An 18,615-nucleotide genomic window follows, 5' to 3' on the forward strand; every position below is an offset into this window, starting at 1 on the left:
CGAGAAGCCAACCACCGACCCCACGACCTCATCAGCGCCGTGACCACCGGAAAACCGACCGTGACCAGCAGTAACTCTACTTTGCAATAGCCCTGGCCGTGCGGGCGACGTAGTGGATCGACAAATCGGCTTCATCGATGCGACTGGTCGAGGAAGATCGACGCAGCTTGGCGATTCGTTGAAGGTTCACAGCGTCGCCGTCACTCTGACCGTTCAGCAACAGGACGACCGTGATTGCAAGGGATTCCTTGTCCGCAGCCAGCCCGATCAATTGTCGGATGGTCCGGCCGCTGTTGGCACCCGAGTCGAGGATGACAGCGTGTTCCACGGTCGGCAGTGACACTGACTCAGGCAGCTGCCAGTTCGCCGCGTGTGCGGCCCGAGGAACCGGAACCGGATCGTCCACCTGCAGGCCCGCGTCGCGCAGGGCATCTCGCACCAGCCAGGCGACAGCGGTGAGATCGTCCGCGGTGCCCTCCGGATACAGGACGCTTATCCTGGCTTTCCGTTGATCAAATTTGGCCCGATGGTGCGCCCCGATCTCTTCCACCAGGGTGCCCAGCACCAGTTGAGACCACTCCTCTTCACGGAAGAGCAAAGTGGGATCCACGTACGCCGTGTAGTGCCGGTCGGCAGGTCGCTCGATATGCCCGAGGCGGGTCGCCGCGTTGCGCTTCATCGCACGCAAGTAGGCTTTCTGGTCGATGAGCTGCCTGGGAATCGGACGGCCGACAGACTCTGGTCGGCGCAGTACCGGATCGATCGGCTTCAGCTCGCCGGCCTCCGGCTCATCGGCTTCGACGTTCACCACAGCGAGGCTGAACAGGGGGATACGGTGTCCGGCCAGTTCGATGTGCTCAGGAAGGGCCACGCGTTCGCTCTCAGCACGAGCGTCGATGACTGCGGCAACCCCAACCGGCTTCATCCCGCGCTCGAACAGATCTGTCAGAGTTCCGATCAAGGTGGTACCGCTGGAAACGACGTCGGAGACCAGCAAAACCTGCGCGCGCCGGCTGCCCGCCGAGATCTCGTGCACCGAATCGTGGTAGTCGTCACGGCCGGTCACGGCTCGGGCCACCGCGACGACGATGTCCTTCGGCGTGTGAGCCAGCCGCAGGATCGTCGTCGACGCTCTATCAGCCGGCGTCCCCAGAAAGCCCTCGGCGTGGGCGGCGAGGGTAACGCCCGCTACCGCGGACAGGTTGAGGCGGGACAGCAATGCGTCGGGGTCGAACCAACGGCTGGTCTGTCGCAGGCTCGGGGTTAGAAACCTGCCGCGCCAGACGGCTGCGGGTCCCAACTTGTCCGTCGGCTCGGCAATAGCCGACGCCAACTGCCTGCCCACCCAGATGGCCATGGCGGCCACTGCGGTCTGGGGCGGTGTTCGCAGGGCGACCCGATCACCATCGACTGTCACCAGGCCGACGAGCGAGTCGACTTCCTCCGTCGGCAGATCGGAAAGCGGCAAAGAACCGGTGGCGATCGACAGACGGGCCAGCACCTGCCGCTGCGTCGACGTTCCGCCGACCCAGTAGTGACGATTGTCCGGGGCAAGCACGAGGATTGGCGGCGGAACCTCGCCACCCCGTTCGTCGCGCTCGGCGTTGAGGTACTCCACCGCAACGGCCATCAGCGGGCGATTGACGCTAGGGAAGGCGAGCGTAGCGGTGCCGGCACCCCCGGCACTGGACACGATATCGATTGCCTGGTTGACGGTTCGGCCAATGTCGACGTCGTGACCGCCCTGGCCGCCGTGCGGCAAGTTGACCACCACCACTACTCCGTTTTTGTCGCTCAGTCCTCTCCGGATTGCCGCCTGGTCAACGGCGTTCAGGCCGACTTCCGAGTCGACCGACACCGCAACACACTGCAACTCACGACGGTCCGCGGCAGTGTTCAGGCGCGGCGTGGGCAACTGCCCGGCGTCGTTGGCTACGGTTTCGCCGGGGCGAACCAGGACGTCGCACTCGATGAAGGTGCCGGGAGACTCCGCCGCCCCTTGTCCGACAAGTTCCCGGTGCTGACCGCCGAAGTAGGCACGCCCTTCCGCCCGTCCCGCGGTGGTGAGCAACAATGATCCCTGGTAGGCACGGACCAACTGGCCGACCTTCCACAAGCCCTGGGCGGCATCAATCGAGCCAGCCGATCGTTTGTCAAGCGCCGCAATTCCGCTGGCGACTCCCGTGCCGACGTCAGCCACCACCAGTCGGATCATGGGGCTGTCCGTTTCAGCGGCATTTTCAGCGAAGGCCACGAGGGCGGGATCGAAGTCCCGCGACCGTTGGCGGTAGGTCTGTGGATCGACCACGACCGCGCCGAGCAGAATCTCCGGCTCACCGGAGTGGTGCGCCGCATTCTCGAGCAGTTCGAGGATGATTCCGCGGGCCACCGCTGCGGCGCTCTCCGCCGGCACCCCGAGTTCGCGCAGCCTCCGCTCCTCATCCGTGGTCCAAGTTGCACGGGTGATATCGCGGTAGCGGCTGCAAGGAAGCCACTGGTATCGCAGGATGCGACGGTAACGGTGCGGGCGCCCGGACGTAGGCGGTGCCACGATCACATCGCCGTCGACGTGGACCTCGAGTTCGTCCGCCACTGAGACCTGCTCGTTGTCGAGATGGGGCCTCAGCGCATCAACAACACCGGTCTGCTCAAGATACAACCGGCAGTTGTGCCGCTTCACCAGCCGCTGAGCGACCCTGGAGTCCGACGCCGTCCCGCTTGGCAGCACCTCAGCGCTCGGCAGTCGGACGAGGCACTCAGCGCCGGACGCCACGGTCGCGCGGACGAAGACGAGTAGGTGGCCGAGCGTCACGAAATCGGCGAACCCCAACTCCGTAAGATCGATCAACAATCGCTCGCCGCTCAGCGGCCGATCCGGTAGGCGTGCGAGGGCCGCCGCCCAGGTTTGCGCGTTGAGGTGGGTGCCAAGGCTGAGAAAGATCATGGGCGAGGTTCCATGGGTTGTGGGATACAGTTCGATGCACTATGGACGGTATCCGCGGCACCTCTCATTCCGGCACCCCGTATCGGTGTATTGATTCTGATCGTCTGCCGTGTTGCGATCGTCCACATGGTTGACTCGGGGATGGAGGAACGGCGCGTGGCCGAAGGCGACTACGACGGCGCGCTCGCCGAGTTCAACTCGTTGCGCGCCGAGATGGACTCACGGTACAAATACCAGCAGCAGATCTTGGCCCTCCAGTTGACACTGACCAGTGCAACCATAGGGCTGAGCCTGTCCGAGCCCGTTCCGCTGGGATTTCTGCTGATCGTTCCGCTGACCTCATATCTGCTTTGCGCGCGCTATGTCGGCCAGCGGTCTGCGATCCGGTGGGCGTCGCGCTACATCACGGATCAGCTGAGTCCGCGAGTACCGGGAGGGCTGGGCTGGTCGCGCTGGGTCGCCGAAAACCGTCGGCCCGGCCAGTTGTTCGACTGGTACCTACCGCTGCTGATCTGCTTTCCGGGGGCAAGCTTGCTCGCACTCGGGTGGACCACCCAGGTCGTGTTCGCCCCCGGCCACCACTCCATCTGGGCTGCGGTCGGGCTTGTCATCATCTGGCTTGTTGGGCTGTCAGCCACCGCAGCTTCCTTCTACCTGGTCAGCCGGGTTTTTCGGGATCGGGCTTCGTAACGCGATGGCGTGCGGGGTTGCCCGCAAGCGAAGATGCCGCCATGTCCGGCGCCCCTGAGGGATTCCCCTATCGCGTCCGCAAGAACGGGGACGTGGAGGTGCGGCATCATGGCCGCCCGGCCGTCGTGCTGCGCGGTGCCGCCGCGGCCCGGTTCCTGACCGATGTGGAAACCGAGGATCCTCAGGAGTTGATGGCCCGCGTCACCGGCCAGTACAAGCACGGCAACGAGCGGACGGCGAAGCAGCATCCCCGCACCCGACAGCGGTAGCACCCGCTCCCCACGGGTCAGGCCGGTTCGTCGCTGGGGATTCGGCGCGCCGACCGGGGCGCGGGCCGGGTGGGTCGGCCTACCCGGGTGACATGCACCAGCCGCTCCGGTGCCACCTTCAGCAGGCTGCCCAGGGCCGTACGGGTGGCCGCGACGTCGATCAGCTGGCTCAGCGGGTGTGCTGCCAGCCCGGAGGTGTGCAGGGTCAACCAGCAGCGCAGCAGTATCCGTCCGAACTCGACCTGCCCGGCTTGGTCCAGACCCTCGGGGGCGATCAGGGCCAGCACGGTGCCGCCACGGGCCAGGGGATCGTCGGCAGCGGCTAGCAGCCGGGGCAGACCCAGCGGACGCAACAGGGGGTACGCGGCCAGCCCCGCCCGCAGTCCTACCGCAGCGGGCCGGGACAGGGCCAGGCAGCGGTCGGTTAGCCCGTCGATGCGGTAGTTCGGATGGGTGGGATCCAGCCGGAGCCAACGGCGCAGCTCGGCGGTGATCGCCGGGTCCGCGTACAGGTGCTGGTCGGCGGTGCGCAGCAGGGCACCCAGGCGGTCGGCCTGCGGCACCACCCGTACCTCACCGCCAGTTTGCCGGGCCTCCCGGTCCACCGCCGCGAGCGCCTCCGGGTCCGGACCGGCGGAGAACCGACCCCGGTGGGTACGGCGCTCCCACACGTCCGTGGTGCGGAAGGGGGTCGGGTAGGGCTCCTCGGCCGGTCGTAGCCAACCCACCCACCGGTCCCCGGGATCGGCGACGTACGTCAGGTGCAGGTCGGCGTCGGCGGCGACGATCAGGCAGGTCTCGACGAAGGCGCCGAGGGACAGTCGCAGGTCGCGGCCGGTGGGATCGCCGGCCGGCAGGGTGCGGGCCGGTTCCCATCCGACCCGGATCCCGGCGGGCTCGTAGCGTAGCCGCCAGGGTTGGGTGTTGTGCGCGCTCGGGGCCCGCCAGCACAGCGGTTCGAGGGCGCGGAAAGCGTCGAGGTCCACCTATCGCTCCTTGGCATAGAAGGTGTAGCCGTGCAGTGGACGACCGCCGAGCCGCCGGTACTGGGCGGCTGATGCCGGGTTGTCCCGCTCGACATAGGTGCTGCGCAGGGTGGTGTAGCCGGCAATGTGCAGGTTGTGGTGCAGGTGGGCGGAGAGCAGCCGCTGGTAGCCACGCCCCTGGTACTGCGGGAGGACCCCCTTGATGATCAGCACTGCTTCCCGCCGGTAACGACGTGCGGAGGTCACCAGCCGCAGTTGGTTGACCACGTGCAGGTTGCCGCGGACGGCGACCAGGAACTCACTGATGTCCGGTACGCAGAGCACGAAGGCCACCGGAACGCCATCGCGGGTCAGGTAGAGCAGCAGCGACTCGTCCAGCAGGTACCCCAGCCCGTCGGTCTGCCGGCGCAGTTGGCGCTCGGAGATCGGGGTGTAGTAGCCGAGTTGGGCGAAGGAGGCGTTCAGCATCTCGCGCAGCAGTTCGAGTTGGTCGTCGAGCCGCCGCAGGTCCCCCCGGTGCACTTCGAGCCCTACGCCGTCCGATTTGATGTATGCCGACGGCTTCGGTTGCCCCGGGGCGGTCACCGGGCAGATCCAGGTGTCGGCCTCGAAACGGCGGTGGAATCCGTACGCCTCGTAGGCGGTCACGTAGTGCGGCGGGTTCCAGGCGCTGTCGACGAAGCCCCGCTCGGCGTACCCGGAGGTGATCACCCCACCGGCCTGGTTGGGTAGCAGCGCCACCGGGCCGAACAGCAGGTCCCGGTCGGGTTCGGCGTGCGCGGTGATCGCGTCGAACAGCGGCCGGGCGGCCGGTTCGGTGAACTCGGTGAGCCCGAAGAGTTGGCACCGGCGGCCGAGTTTGGTGTCGAAGGCCGCGTCGGTGTGCAAAGTGGTGCGGCCGACCACCGTGCCGGTGGCATCCCGCAGCACGTACAGGGAGACCCCCTCGCGCCACCACCGCCGGATCTGCTGCCGTGGGGTGGGCACGTACCGGGGTTCACCGGCGTACAACCGGTCGGTGAGGGCGAGGAACTCCCGCAGGGTGCGGCGGCTGGTCACCCGCTCGAAGCGGTGGGTGGCCCGGGTCACCGCAGCACCGCCGGTCCGGTGGTCTCCGCCCCGATGGGGGTGAAGGTGGCGATGTGCCCCATCTGCGGGCCTTCGGCACGCCAGGTGCCGTTGGAGTATCCGTCCGGCGCGGCCGTGTAAAGCCGGATGAAGCCGGCGGTCGCGTTGCGGGTGCCGTCGGTCAGCCAGACCATCAACCGGCGGTGCTCGCGGGTGCGGGCGAAGCGCAGCATCGCCTCCCGGTCGGTGAAGAAGGCGATCGTGCCCAGGGTCAACGGGAACTGCCAGTAGACGGTGTGCCAGCAGTAGCCGGACATCCGGCGCATGTCCCGGACCATCCGGATCCAGGCCGGTGCCAGCCGCAGCAGGACCAGGGGGTTGGAGTAGCGGGTGGCGCCGATGAACATCGCGCCGGCGCGGGCCTGCGCCGGGGCGCGGGAGAAGTCACGGGTACGCATGGTCACCTCACCAGGTAGACGTTCTTGATCTTCTGCTCGCCGGCGAACGGGCCGCTGCCGACCTCGTGCAGTTCCACCCGCAGGTCCCCGGCGGTCGGGTCCTCCACCAGGGACTGGGCGAAGTCCCGCGAGACCGAGGTGAGGTGTCGGCGTACCCCGGTGCGGCAGGCGGTGGCGAGGGCTTCGCGTTGCGCGGCCGTCAGGGCACGGCGCAGTTCGATGTGGATGACCGGTCGGGTCTCCAGGGCCGCGTCCTCCACCAGGGTCAGGCAGAAGCGGTTGATCTCGGCGGCGTACGGATTGCCGGTGTAGAGGCCGTACTCCACGTCCTGGGGGTAGAGGTTGGCCCCCAGGTAGGAGACCGTGGAGTCGCGCCGACCGAACAGCAGCAACACCGGCAGGGTCATCCGCTCGGCGGCCACGGCCGTGCGGAACTCGGCCCGGCGTACCGGGTCGAGGTGGGCCAGCTCGACGATCCGCTGGTACGGCACGAGCAGAGCCTCGTCGCCGATGTTGTACCGCAGCCGGGGTTGCAGCACCTCGGTGGTGACCGTGCAGACCAGTTCCCGGTGCTCGTTGGTCTCCAGGTAGGTGGCGAACGGGTTGTACTGGAACACCATCGGCAGCCGCTGCTCGTCGGCGCCGAGCAACTCGGCCCGCAGCGCCCGGTCGTTCTGCAACCGCCGCCGCAGCCACACCGTGAACCGGGTCTCCGCGCCGATGCCGATGGTCAGGTCCGAGGCCCCGTACGCCGACCGGACCAGCGCGAACCGCTGCTCCAGATAGTCGCGCAGCGCCTCGGTCATCCCCTCACCGCCGCAGCTGGCGAAGATGCGGTACCGCGACCAGGGAAACTCCTCGGCGTCCAGGCGGTCGCGCAGATGCTTCAGAAACGGTGGGTACGCCGTCACCAGGTAGTCGAAGTCCGGACCGAACTCACGGAGGGTGTCGACGATCTTCCCGAGGTCCGGGCCGGTGTTCTTCACCACCGCGATCCGGGCCATCGCGGCACCGGTCGTGGTCCCGGTCGCCCAGGCCCCCATCGAGTACGCGTTGATCACGAACGGTCGGCGCATCGGGAAGACCAGCTTGGTGTAGCCGACGATGTCCCGGTGCACCGCCCGCAGTTCCCGGTCCCCTCGGGGCCAGTTGAACGGCCGCCCGGACGAACCGGCCGACTCGTCTACCACCACCCCACGGGTCGGCAACCGCCCGCCCCAGCAGCGGTCGGCCGCGTCGTGGGCCACCACGTAGCCGAGCTTGTCGGTCTCCGGGAAATCCGCCAGCCGGTGGCGGGCACCGGCCGGGCGGGCGCGCAGGAAGGCCCGGTAGGCGGGCACCTGCCGGGCGGCCCGTCCGCAGACGGACTGGGCGTTGGCCGCGGCCAGACCGTCCAGGACCGGGTGGTGCCGCCGCGCCACCCACCGCCATCCGGCGGGGTGACGGCCCACGAGCCGGCTCAGCGCGGCGACCGTGCGGCCGAGGGGGGCCAGCACGGCCTGCCGGCTGCGTGCGGCCAGGGCCGGCAACGGGGAAGTAGCGGTACGCAGAGCGAGGGGTCGGTGCGGCAGATCGGCCATGCCATGATCCTCACCACCCCGCCGGGCCGACACCTGAGACCGCGAACGGTGTCCGCACTGAGCATCCCTACTCAGTCGCTTTGGCGAGCAGACCTGCCGCGGGCCAGCGTCGAGTGGGGGCATCTGTCGGAGGCCATCGCCGGGCCGACCGCGCGAGCCAGGCACCTGCACGCGCTGGGGAAACACCGGATCGCCATCGAGAACGAGGCGTCAGCTTTGTGGCGGGCAGCCCTCGCCGGTCGAACCACCGCCGCGGAATGCAACAGTCTGATCAGCAAGACGGACCGACACGGCATGGAGTTGACGCTGCGAACATCCCTCGCCGCCAAAGCGGTGTGTCTGGTGGGCGATGGCCCTGCCGTGACCGCGATACTCGGCGAGGCCGCCGCTATCGCGCGATCCCGCTCCGGCACCCCTGGGTGGCGGGAATGGTCGGTGGCACTGCTGCACGCGCTGCGTCTTGAAGATCGGCGAAGGATCGGTGCCGTACGCGACGATTGGAAGGCCGCTGCTCACCGGCGCAGTTCGAACTACCGTTTCGTCGATCGGCTGTTCGTCTATGCCGGCTACCCGCCCACCTACCCACCCCTGCCGGAGCAGGTCGAGACAGCCGACGCGGATCAACGATGGCAGGCGATCATCGCTGCGATCGTCGAGGGCGCGTAGAGCCCTCGACGGGCAACCCGTCCCGCTTCACCGACAGCGCCGCCGCCGGACTCCGGCGGCTACGACCTCTGACGCCGCAGCGTCGTGTCGTCGTCGGCTGAAGCGGACCGGCGAACCGGCGGCGCAGCCATCGGGGCAGTGCGGCCCGGGGTACGAACATCCCCACGTCGCTCGCGGCATCGCCGGCGTACGCGCGAAGGGTGTATCCACCCAGGAGGGTTCGATCGCGCAACGCCACCCGCAGCAGATGCACGCACTCGGCGTCGAGCGCGCCGTGCAGGCGCGCGTGATGGCCCAGCGACTGCAACGCATTGGCGCGGGTTGCGCGTTGGAGGATCTCAGCCCTCGCTTGACCCGTGGCAGGGTCACCTCGGAATCCTCATGGTGCAGCGTCAGAGCGAGCAGAGCGACCCCCGCGTACGGGTCGTTCCGGTCGAGGGCGTCGTCGACCAGTTCCGGATGCTCGACCACCGCCAACCAGCTGCCGATAAGCCATCCCGGCCCACTGTTCACCCCAAGATCCTCACACAACTCTCCGACTGTTCGAGCAGCACGACTTTGGACACCCCTGCTCGATGCGAACCGGCACCTGTGGCCGATGGTCTGGCGATAGGGTCGCGAGGTGACGACGGACGCCGATTCCGGGGCTGGGCGTACGCCGGTGCAGCGGCGGTGGGCCTGGGCGCATCCGGTCGCTCCACGCTGGCTGCTGGTCGGCGGCATCGGCGTCGACGACTCCGACGAGGACGACATCCCGTTGGCACTGTGCGCCGAGATCGAGGGGTTGTTCGTCGACCTGCCGTCCCGGCAGCGGGAGCGGTTCACCCTTGTCGGCTGCGCCCCGGAAGGAGCGCTCGCCGAGCTGTTGGATCGGCTGCCCGTCGAGGCGCTCGGCACCGAACGTGCCTGGCTGGGTGACATCTGCCTGGCGGCACCACCCGGGTCACCGGGCAGTTCGCCGTCCTGGTGGGGCGAGGATCTCGGGGATGTCGTCGTACTCGGTCAACGACCGAGCACGACACCGCGGGCCGTGGACATCGAACTCGACGGGTTCGTCCACCTCTACGACCGCACGGACGCGGTGGTACGCCCAGACGTCGCCGGGTTCGTCCTGCTCGGCCGGGACGACACGCGCTACGGCACCTGCCGGGACGTCACGGGCGTGTTCCGCGAGCAGGCCGCACCGCCGGTGCCGCAGATCAGGCTGCTCGGTTGCCGACCGGAAGCACCACTGCTCACCGCGCTCGGTGCGGTCAGCAACGCGAGCAAGGCCGCCCGGCGTCGCCGCCGGATCCGCGCCGAGGTGCACATGACAGCTGCCGACGGCTCGGCCCGCCCGGTGAGCGGCGCCGTGGTCTCCGGAACGGTCGTCGCGGGCGAGCCGTCGTGCCTCGGTGCCGGACTCTTCGACGTGACCGTCGACAGCGACCCACGGGAACCTCTGCCGCTGGGGGTCCTCGACATCCTGGAAGGTTGGCGCGTCCGGCGGCCCGCAATGAGGAACATGTGGGCTGGTTACGACCGCGAGCTGCGCGATCACTGGGCCGGAGTGGCGCTCGCCCACCGGGTCGATGCGGCCGACCGGCCACCCGGCACCACCTACGACCTCGACGGGCGGTACGTGACCGACATCGAAGGGTTCTACTGCGCGATCGGCGAGGCGATCAACGGCCCCGGCGGGTACTTCGGCTGGAACCTCGACGCGCTCCACGACTGTCTCAGAGGGGAATTCGGCGCGCGGATACCGTTCCGGCTGGTGTGGCACGATTCGGCTGTCGCCCGCGAACACCTCGTCACCGGCTATGACAAACGTCTGCTGGCCCCGGCGACCAGTCTGGATCAGTTACTGGACCTCCTGGCGGCAGAGCACGTCGAGGTCGACCTCCGCTGACCACGGCCACGCCGCCCGGTCGGGGTCGGTTCGCGACACCGAACGCCCCTCATGTCGCCGCGCCGGTGCACCGGTGCCTGGCCCGACGAGACCTGACCCTCACGCTGGTCAGGGTCACCGCGAGCGCCAGGAACGGCATCGCCGACCCCACCACCAGGGGGTTGACGTAGTCGGGTACCAGGTCGGGACCGCAGGTGGTGTCATGCAGCGGCCACATGCTCTGCGTACCCCCGCTCGGGGCACCGTGGCGGGGGTCGTAGCCTCCGGCTGCCGCAGCGAAGACGACGGCCACCGAGGCACACCGTACGCCTCAAAGGGCTTTGTCCCGGCCCGCTCACCCGCCGGAGACCCGGTGTCGGACCGGTGTTGCATGGCGCTGGCCGAAACAGCGGGCCACTACTCTGCGGGAGTGGACTGCCACCCAGTGCCACGAAGTCCTGTCTGCACGACACCGCAGCGGTCGCCTGCCGCAGACCCGGGAGGTAGTTCCTTGTCCATTACAGAGGATGGTGCCCGCAGGTCCGAGTCGCCACGGCAGGATTCCGTACTGCCGGAGTTGCGGGAGCTGTGGTGGGAGACCGGGGTGCGGGCGCGGGCGCAGGCCAGCCTGTTCGCGGTCTTCTCCGAGTTGCCCCGCCTGGTCTGGGCCGCCATCGTGGTCAGCTGGCGGGCCGATCGGCTGCGTACCTCGATCGTGGCGGTGACCACGGTCGGCGCCGGGGTGATGTCGGCCTTCGGGCTGCTCGCGGCACAGCGGGTGCTCGTGGAACTGTTCGCCGGTGGACCGACCCCCGACAAGGTGATCGCGGCGCTACCGGCCCTGATCGCCCTGGCGGCGGTGATCGTCCTGCGCGCGAGCATGGCGACCGCGATGGGGTACGCGCAGAACGGCCTCACCCCCAAGGTCGACCGGGAGGTCGAACGAGGGCTGTTCGAGATGACCACGGCGGTACGGCTGGAGGCCTTCGACGCGGACGCCTTCGCCGACGACATGGAACGGGCCACCCGAGGCTCGGCCTCCACCACGGACCTGGTGCAGGCGTCGATGAACCTGCTGGCCGGTCTGGCCGGGGTGATCGCCGTCGCGATCGCCGTCGTGGTGATCCACCCCCTGTTGTTGCCGGCTCTGCTGATGGCCACCGTGCCGAGCGGATGGGCCTCGCTGCGGGCCGGGCATCTGCGCTACCGGACCTACGCCGCCGGGTCGGTGCGGCGGCGACGGATGTGGCTGCTGCACCGCCTGATGGCCGAGCGTGACTCCGCCCCCGAACTGCGCTCCTACGGCCTGCGGGGTTTCCTGCTCGACCAGTACGACCGGGTCATGGGGGTGGAGACCGACATCCAACTGGCCCTGGCCCGCCGGGTGACCACGACCACCACCATCGGGGCGATGATCGGCGGGATCGCGACCGCCGTGGTGTACGTCCTGCTCGGTCTGCTGCTCATCGACGGGCAGATCCCCCTGGCCGCCGCCGCGACCTGCGTGATCGCCATCCAGTCCGCGCAGCGGTCCCTGTCCGTGGTCACCTTCCAGACCGACCGGGTCTACACCGAGGGGCAGCACTTCCGTGACTACACCGGCTTCATGACCCGCGCCGCCGACTACCTGCCCCCGCCCGCCGCCCCTGGTGCGGAGGCACCGGACCGGCTGCGGGAGATCGTGGTGGAGGCGGTCAGCCTGCGCTACCCCGACCGGGAGACTGCGGCCGTCGACCGGGTGAGCCTGCGCATCCGGGACGGGCAGACGGTGGCCTTCGTCGGTGAGAACGGCTCCGGCAAGTCGACCCTGGCCACCATGATCGCCCTCCTGCGTACCCCGACCGGCGGCACCATCCGCTTCAACGGCCGCCCGGCGGCCGACTGGGACACCGACGCCCTGCGAGCCCGGATCGCGGTCGTCACCCAGGAGTACCACAAGTGGCCCTTCACCGCCGCCACGAACATCGCCATCGGCGACATCACCACCGTCCCGGAACAGGCCCGCATCGAGACCGCCGCCGCCCGCGCGGTCGCCCACGACATGATCACCGATCTGCCGTACGGCTACGAGACCCTGCTCGACCGCACCTTCGCCGGTGGCCAGGACCTCTCCGGCGGGCAGTGGCAACGCATCACCGCCGCCCGGGGTTTCCTGCGCGACGCCGACCTGCTGATCATGGACGAACCCTCATCCGCCCTCGATCCCCGCGCCGAGGACGCCCTGTTCCAGGCCATCCGCGACCGGCAGGGACAGGGCATCACCATCCTGATCACCCACCGGCTGGCCAACGTCCGGCACGCCGACTGCATCTACGTCCTGCACCACGGCCGTCTCGTGGAGACCGGCACCCACGACCAGCTCATGGCCGCAGGCGGCCGGTACGCCGAACTGTTCACCCTCCAGTCCGCCGGCTACCGCGCCACTGCGGCCACCTCATCGCTGCCCCGCCAGCCCACCGCCTCCGCCTGACGAACCGCATCCGGCCGGGTGCACCTCCGCGCCGCACGACGGCCACCGCCCGGTCGGGGAATCTTGTCGGCGGTCGATGTGAGAATGACGACCAACCGATCTTGGGAGATGGCATGGGGACGTGGGACAGCGGACCATTCGACAACGACACCGCCGCTGACTGGTGTGGTGCTCTCGACGACGCCGACGTGGCCAAGCGTCCGATGATGGTCCGCGAGGCGCTGAGCCGGGCCGCCGGTGAGGAGGGCTACCTCGACGCTGATGTCGCCTGCGCGGCGATCGCCGCAGCCGCGATCGTGGCCGCGCAGCAGCCCGGCGGGCCGGCGATCACCTCCTCGTACGCACCGGACTTTCTGCTCGACGGTGGTCGGCTCGACCTGCCCGACGACCTGGCCCCACTCGCGGCGCGGACCCTCGACCGGATCATGGCCGCTGACTCCGAGTGGCACTTTCTGTGGCAGGACGCTGCAGGACCCACCAACCCTGCCTTCAACACCGTCCACGAACTGCGCAAAGTCCTGACAGCTCGGTAGCCGGGGGTACGTACCCGGGTCAGGCGTGGTCGTACCCGCCCATCCGGCCTCAGGTGGTCAGAGCCAGGCCCGCCAGGGTGACGCCGGACAGGACCAGGGTGCCGACCGCGCCGGCGGTCACGGCCTGCCGGCCACCCCGGGCCACCGCGCGCAGGTCTACCGCGGCGCCGAGGGCGAACATGGCGGCGGCCAGCAGCACGGTGCCGGCCAGCGATCCCAGGTCCACCAGGCCGGTCGGCAGCCAGCCGGTGCTCCGCAGCAGCGCCGCCGCGACGAAGCCGACCACGAACCAGGGCAACAGCGGGGGCTTGCGTACCCCGTGGGTGGTCCTGGTGCCGGATCGGCGGACCAGGGCCACCAGGGCGACGAGTGGGGCGAGCAGCAGCACCCGGAACAGTTTGACGACGACGGCCGCCGACAGGGCCGTGGCACCGACCGCCCCGCCGACCGCGACGACCTGGCCCACCTCGTGCACGCTCGCCCCCACCCACAGGCCGAGCAGCACCTCGTCGAGGCCGAACAGCACACCCAGGGCGGGCAGGGCGATCATGGAGACAGTGCCGAGCACGGTCACGACCGCTACCGCGGTGACGACGTCCTCCTCCTCACCGTCACCGACCTGGTTCATCGCGGCCACGGCAGAGGCGCCGCAGATGGCCACCCCGGTCGCCACCAGCAGGGAGCGATCGGGGGTGAGGCCGAGGCGTCGGCCCGCCCAGCGGGTGGCCAGGAAGCTGGCGGCCACCCCCAGCACCACCACGAGTATCGGCCCGACCCCCAGGTCGACGACATCTGCCAGGACCAGTTGCAGGCCGAGCAGCACGATGCCGATCCGCAGCAGGGTGGTGGCGGCGAACCGCAGGCCGGGCTGCAACCACGGACGGTTGCCGCCGCAGGCGGTCAGCGCGATACCGAGCACGATCGCCACCACCAGCGGGCTGGCGGCACCGAACCGGTGATTCACCAGATGTCCGACGGCGGCCGCGCCGGCGGCGACGAGCAGTCCCGGCAGCAGGCGGGGGCCTCCCCTACCTGCGGCGGGAACGACGCTGGTCGCCTCCTTGATCGTCATAGGGGACAGCTTCACGTGATCCGGCCCTCTCCAGTAGCCGTCCACCGGGGTGCAGGTCATAGCCTGGGGCTATGAGTGTGCTTCCCGACCTGGTGTCGTTGCGCCTGCTGGCCCGGGTGGCCGAGCTGGGCAGTGTCGGCCGGGCCGCGCGCACCATGGGCATGTCCCAGCCGTCGGCCAGCAAGCGCCTGGCCGCGCTGGAACGGCAGGTACGGCTGCCGCTGCTGACCCGTACCCCGCGCGGTTCGATGCTGACCGACGACGGGCAGGTCGTGGTCACCTGGGCGCTGCGCCTGCTGACCGTCGCCGACGAGTTCCACAACAGCCTCACCGCCATGCGTCACGCGCGGGCGGCGCGGCTGCGGGTGGCGGCGAGCATGACGGTCGCCGAGGCCCTGCTCCCCCGCTGGTTGCACAGCCTGGCCCAGCGCGAACCCGATGTGCAGGTGGGCCTGACCGTGGTCAACTCCACCGAGGTCGCCCGGATGCTGGTCACGGACGACAGCGTCGACATCGGGTTCATCGAGGGGCCGAGCGTGCCCGAGGGACTGGATCAGCGGATCGTCGGACACGATCACCTGGTCGTCGTCGTGGCGCCGCAGCACCGCTGGGCCCTCCTTCGTCGCCCGCTGCGCAGGACGGAGTTGGCGCGTACCCGGCTGGTGGTCAGGGAGCAGGGATCGGGCACCCGGGAGACCCTGGAGGTGGCCCTGCGGGACCTGGACCCCGCCCCGCCACATCTGTCCCTGGGGTCGAACGCCGCCGTCAAGGGCGCGGCGATGACCGGCACCGCGCCGGCCGTACTGAGCCGGCACGCCGTGGAGACGGAACTGGCCACCGGCCACCTGGTGATCGTGCCGGTGGAGGACCTGCCCCTGCGCCGGGACCTGCGCGCGGTGTGGCCGCGCGGTCGGCGGCTCACCGGATCGGCCACCGCCCTGCTCCAGGCGATCGACAACTCCCCCGCGACGCCTCCGGCCCGGCCCAGCGGGATCACCGAGAGCCGGAACCCACCGGGTCGAAGCTAGGTCGATTTCCGGCCGGCAGCGGCCTGGCCGAGTTCCGCGAGTCTGCGGCGGGCCTCATCGACCGTGGGATCACCCAGGTCGTCATAGATGGCAGCGGCCAGCCGCCAGGCTTCGGCCGCCGCCTCGGCCTTGCCCATCGCGGCCTGGGCCTCGCCGAGCCGAACCAGGGTCTCCGCCTGGTGATAGCGGTCCGCGGAGGCGTGGAACAGCTCCACTGACTGCTCGTAGCAGGACACCGCACGGGCATGATCGCCGAGTCCCTGGTAGGCGAAGCCCAGGCTGTCCAGCGTCGCCGCCTGGCCGTTGCGGTCGTCGATGAGCCGCTGCTGGGTCAGCGCCGCCGTGCAGTCGACGATCGCCTGCAGGTGGTCACCGCGAACGGCGTGGATGTACCCGACCGCGTTGAGGGCCCGCCCTTGCCCGGCCCGGTTGCCGGTCCGCCGGTACAGCCGCAGGGCCTCGTGACCGTGGGTCAGCGCCTCGTCGACCCGGCCGAGCACGAAACAGTGCTCGGTGTAGTTGTGCAGGGTCTGCGCCAGACCGTCCTCGTCGTCGAGCTGCTCGTACAACTTGATCGCCCGCTGCAGGTGGTCGCCGGCGGTGTCCTGCTGGCCCAGCCGCGCGGCGGCCCGGCCCAGCAGTCGACTGGCCGTGGCCTGAGCGTTGAGGTCGCCGAGGCATTCCGCCGCCGCCAGGGCGGTCTGCTGGGCCGCCAACTGGTCGTGCCAGAGCCCACGGGGCGCCAGGAAGGTGGTCAACGCCCAGGCCAACTGCCAGGCGTACGCCTCGAAGCCAGTGGTGGCGGCCTGCCGGATCACCCGCAGCAGCACACGGCGTTCGGTGGAGAACCAGTCCAGGGCGGCGTCCTGGTCGGCCATCGGCAGGTGGATGACGTCCGGCAGGGCCGGCACGGGGGTGATGGGTGTCCACTGCGGCTGGACCAGTCGGGCCGCCGGATAGGCGCTGTGCAGGTAGTGGTCGTACAGGCGGTGGCGAGCCTCGTGCCGCTCGGCGCTCCGGTCAGCTCCCCGGGTCAGCTCGGCGGCGTACGAGCGCAGCAGGTCGTGGCAGGCGTATCGGTCGGTCAGGTGCTCGGTCAGCAGGTGCAGCCGGGTCAGTTCCTTGAGCACCGGGCCGACCGCCGGTGTGGGGCAGCCCAGCAGCGCGGCCGCGGCGGCGCTGGTCAGTTCGGGTCCCGGATGCAGTCCGATCAGGCGGAACAGGCGGGCGGCGACGGGACTCAGGGCCCGGTAGGACCAGGAGAACACCCGACGTACGTCGCCGTCGGCCAGGACCTCCAGCCGCGCCTCTGGTGGACGCAGTTCCGCGGCGATGGCCTCCAGCGTGAAGGTGGGTCGGGTCGCCACCCGGGCCGCCACGATCGACAGGGCCAGGGGCAGGCGTCCGGCGGCCTCGATCATGTCGGCCACGGCGTCCGGTTCGACGTCCAGCCGATCGCCACCGATCCGGCTGCGCAGCAGGTGCGTCGACTCCGTGGCGGTCAGTACGTCGAGGGCCAGCAGTCGGGCACCCTCGGCGGCTACCAGGCTGTGCAGTTGCTCCCGACTGGTCACGACGACGACGCTGCGGCCGGTACCGGGCAGCAGCGGTCGCACCTGCTCGGCGTCGCGCGCGTTGTCGAGCACGATGAGCATCTGGCGGGAGGCGAGCAGGCTGCGGTAGAGGCCGATCCGCGCGTCCAGACTGCTCGGTATCCGGGCCAGGGGTACGCCGAGCGCCTCCAGGAAGCCGAGCAGGGCGTCGGCGGGCGCGACGACTTCCCCGTCGTCGTACCCGCGCAGGTTGACATGGAGTTGTCCATCGGGGAACCGGTCGGCCACCCGATGCGCCCAGTGCAGCGCCAGCGCGGACTTACCGATGCCGGCCATGCCGCAGATCGCGGAGATGACCACAGTGGTCGGCCCATCGACCCGGTCGTCGATGGCCGCGTCCAGGCGGGTCAGCTGGAGTTCCCGGCCAACGAACCCGGGTGGCACGAAGGGCAGTTGGGCCGGGCGGACCCGGGCCATGGCCGTGACCCCCCGACCGCCGGTAGCCGACGATCCGTTCCGATGTCGCCGGTGGTGCAGGATGTCGTCGTGCAGACGGATCAGCTCGGGCCCGGGGTCCATCCCGGTCTCCTCGGCCAGGGCCCGTCGGACCTGCCGGAAGGCCGCCAGCGCACCGGCCACGTCACCGCTGGCGTAGAGCGCTGACATGAGGTGCGTCCAGGCGCGCTGCCGCAGCGGGTACCGGTCGAGCAGGGCCCGCAACCGGGGGATCGCCTCCGCATGAGCACCGAGGGCCAGTTTCGCCTCGGCATGATCCTCCTCGGCCAGCAGCCGCCGCTCCGCCAACTGCTCGACCCAGCGGGACAGCTGCGGGGCTAGCGGCAGCTCGGCCAGCGCCTGGCCCCGCCACAGGGCCAAGGCTCCGGCCAACTCGGCCTCGGCGCGGGCGGGGTCGCCGTTGGTCAGGGCTTCCCGTCCCCGGGCGGTCGCGGCGTCGAAGCGGTCCAGGTCACGCTCGTCCGGTTCGACTCGGAGCAGGTATCCACCGTGGGTGGTCACGATCCGCGGCTTGTCGTCGACACCGTCCTGGAGGGCTCGCCGCAACCCGCGGATGTAGGTGCGGATGTTGGCGTTGGCCGATACCGGTGGCTGGTCTCCCCAGAGGGCGGCCACCAGTCTCTCCGCGGCGACCGCCTCGCACGGCCGGAACAGCAGACAGGCCAACACCAGCCGTTGCTTCACCGAGCCGAGATCGAGCGTCCGACCATGGTGGACCACCGACAACGGGCCGAGCAGGTCGAAGCGGAGCGGCATCATTCACCTCAGCCCGAGGCTGGCCAGTTGTACGTCGATTGTGCGCGCCTTGTACGCCGGTCACCGTACCATCGCCGCCGATGCGATCACCTGCACTGGACGAGCAGGTGAGATCGGCCTGCGAGGGGTTGCCACACCTGCCGTCCCGGCCCGAGG

The 18,615-nt window shown here is 69.8% G+C and carries 15 protein-coding genes; 7 read left to right on the top strand and 8 right to left on the bottom strand.

What is annotated here, in order from left to right:
* Nucleotides 1-76: 76 nt before the first annotated feature.
* Nucleotides 77-2,944 (bottom strand): hypothetical protein, encoded by a 2,868-nt coding sequence (locus ABZ795_RS22985; protein WP_357531813.1) that lies wholly within the window; start codon nt 2,942-2,944, stop codon nt 77-79.
* 156 nt (nt 2,945-3,100) lie between these two features.
* On the opposite strand from ABZ795_RS22985, the gene ABZ795_RS22990 reads away from it, so the two are divergent.
* Together ABZ795_RS22990 and ABZ795_RS22995 are read left to right on the top strand one after the other, a co-directional pair.
* Nucleotides 3,101-3,634, top strand: a complete 534-nt coding sequence (locus tag ABZ795_RS22990; protein ID WP_357531814.1) for a hypothetical protein — start codon at nt 3,101-3,103, stop codon at nt 3,632-3,634.
* Nucleotides 3,635-3,675: 41 nt separating this feature from the next.
* Entirely contained in the window at nt 3,676-3,903 is a 228-nt protein-coding gene (locus ABZ795_RS22995; RefSeq protein WP_357531815.1) for a hypothetical protein, read from the top strand.
* A gap of 17 nt (nt 3,904-3,920) precedes the next feature.
* Here the strand turns inward: ABZ795_RS22995 and ABZ795_RS23000 are convergent, their stop codons facing one another.
* Genes ABZ795_RS23000 through ABZ795_RS23015 form a run of 4 tightly spaced genes read right to left on the bottom strand, consistent with a single transcriptional unit; the run spans nt 3,921 to nt 7,995 of the window.
* On the bottom strand, nt 3,921-4,889 hold the full coding sequence (locus ABZ795_RS23000; RefSeq protein WP_357531816.1) for a nitroreductase: 969 nt from the start codon (nt 4,887-4,889) through the stop codon (nt 3,921-3,923).
* Entirely contained in the window at nt 4,890-5,978 is a 1,089-nt protein-coding gene (locus tag ABZ795_RS23005) for a hypothetical protein (protein WP_357531817.1), read from the bottom strand.
* Complete coding sequence (locus ABZ795_RS23010; RefSeq protein WP_357531818.1) at nt 5,975-6,415, bottom strand: DUF4188 domain-containing protein; 441 nt, start codon at nt 6,413-6,415, stop codon at nt 5,975-5,977. Before ABZ795_RS23010 ends, ABZ795_RS23005 begins: the two co-directional genes overlap by 4 nt.
* Nucleotides 6,416-6,417: 2 nt before the next feature.
* Nucleotides 6,418-7,995: a phenylacetate--CoA ligase family protein gene (locus tag ABZ795_RS23015; protein WP_357531819.1), complete on the bottom strand. Its 1,578-nt coding sequence runs from the start codon at nt 7,993-7,995 to the stop codon at nt 6,418-6,420.
* Here ABZ795_RS23015 and ABZ795_RS23020 point away from each other — a divergent pair.
* Entirely contained in the window at nt 7,978-8,661 is a 684-nt protein-coding gene (locus ABZ795_RS23020; RefSeq protein ID WP_357531820.1) for a hypothetical protein, read from the top strand. The genes ABZ795_RS23015 and ABZ795_RS23020 overlap by 18 nt on opposite strands.
* Before the next feature lie 622 nt (nt 8,662-9,283).
* Nucleotides 9,284-10,552: a barstar family protein gene (locus tag ABZ795_RS23025; RefSeq protein ID WP_357531821.1), complete on the top strand. Its 1,269-nt coding sequence runs from the start codon at nt 9,284-9,286 to the stop codon at nt 10,550-10,552.
* A 49-nt stretch (nt 10,553-10,601) separates the two neighbouring features.
* Here ABZ795_RS23025 and ABZ795_RS23030 read toward each other — a convergent pair whose 3' ends face one another.
* Entirely contained in the window at nt 10,602-10,844 is a 243-nt protein-coding gene (locus ABZ795_RS23030; protein WP_357531822.1) for a hypothetical protein, read from the bottom strand.
* A 198-nt stretch (nt 10,845-11,042) separates the two neighbouring features.
* Here ABZ795_RS23030 and ABZ795_RS23035 point away from each other — a divergent pair, with 198 nt between their 5' ends.
* Both ABZ795_RS23035 and ABZ795_RS23040 read left to right on the top strand, forming a co-directional pair.
* Nucleotides 11,043-13,001, top strand: coding sequence for an ATP-binding cassette domain-containing protein (locus ABZ795_RS23035; protein WP_357531823.1), 1,959 nt, complete (start codon nt 11,043-11,045; stop codon nt 12,999-13,001).
* A 113-nt stretch (nt 13,002-13,114) separates the two neighbouring features.
* On the top strand, nt 13,115-13,534 hold the full coding sequence (locus ABZ795_RS23040) for a DUF4259 domain-containing protein (RefSeq protein WP_327025650.1): 420 nt from the start codon (nt 13,115-13,117) through the stop codon (nt 13,532-13,534).
* Between the two features lie 49 nt (nt 13,535-13,583).
* On the opposite strand, the gene ABZ795_RS23045 is transcribed toward ABZ795_RS23040, so the two are convergent.
* The gene (locus tag ABZ795_RS23045; RefSeq protein WP_357531824.1) at nt 13,584-14,606 is read right to left on the bottom strand and encodes a putative sulfate exporter family transporter; all 1,023 of its coding nucleotides are present in this window, start codon (nt 14,604-14,606) and stop codon (nt 13,584-13,586) included.
* Nucleotides 14,607-14,677: 71 nt separating this feature from the next.
* On the opposite strand from ABZ795_RS23045, the gene ABZ795_RS23050 reads away from it, so the two are divergent.
* Complete coding sequence (locus ABZ795_RS23050) at nt 14,678-15,634, top strand: LysR family transcriptional regulator (protein WP_357531825.1); 957 nt, start codon at nt 14,678-14,680, stop codon at nt 15,632-15,634.
* Here ABZ795_RS23050 and ABZ795_RS23055 read toward each other — a convergent pair.
* Nucleotides 15,631-18,459 (bottom strand): BTAD domain-containing putative transcriptional regulator, encoded by a 2,829-nt coding sequence (locus ABZ795_RS23055; protein ID WP_357531826.1) that lies wholly within the window; start codon nt 18,457-18,459, stop codon nt 15,631-15,633. The two genes, ABZ795_RS23050 and ABZ795_RS23055, sit on opposite strands and share 4 nt — an antisense overlap.
* Nucleotides 18,460-18,615 lie beyond the last annotated feature (156 nt).

Source organism: Micromonospora sp. NPDC047134 (genome assembly GCF_040643455.1).
GTDB lineage: Bacteria > Actinomycetota > Actinomycetes > Mycobacteriales > Micromonosporaceae > Micromonospora.